At 61.0% G+C, this 264-nt stretch carries 1 pseudogene; it reads left to right on the top strand.

What is annotated here, in order from left to right:
• Positions 1 to 15 precede the first annotated feature (15 nt).
• Positions 16 to 264, top strand: a pseudogene (gene cpsB / locus SB764_RS41250) (mannose-1-phosphate guanylyltransferase/mannose-6-phosphate isomerase); the annotation flags it as partial.

Below are 264 nucleotides of genomic sequence, written 5' to 3'. Positions count from 1 at the left end.
ATCGACTACGCGGTCATGGAAAAAACGGCCAATGCCACCGTCGTCCCTTCGCCCTTGAAGTGGTCGGATCTCGGCAGCTGGGACAGCGTGTGGAAGTCAGGCAATCGTGACGAGCATGGCAATGTCGCCACCGCCAACACGACGCTGATGAACAGCCGGAACTCACTGGTCATGAGTCACGGCGTCCACCTCGCCGTCCAGGGCATGGACGACATCGCTGTCATCGCCAGCGAAGACGCCGTCTATGTCGGCCGTCTGCAGGAC

The organism is Paraburkholderia sp. SIMBA_027, from assembly GCF_046535315.1.
GTDB classification, from domain to species: domain Bacteria; phylum Pseudomonadota; class Gammaproteobacteria; order Burkholderiales; family Burkholderiaceae; genus Paraburkholderia; species Paraburkholderia tropica.
The sequence above is the reverse complement of the archived record's forward strand: the minus strand, read 5'-3'. Positions and strand labels throughout refer to the sequence as shown.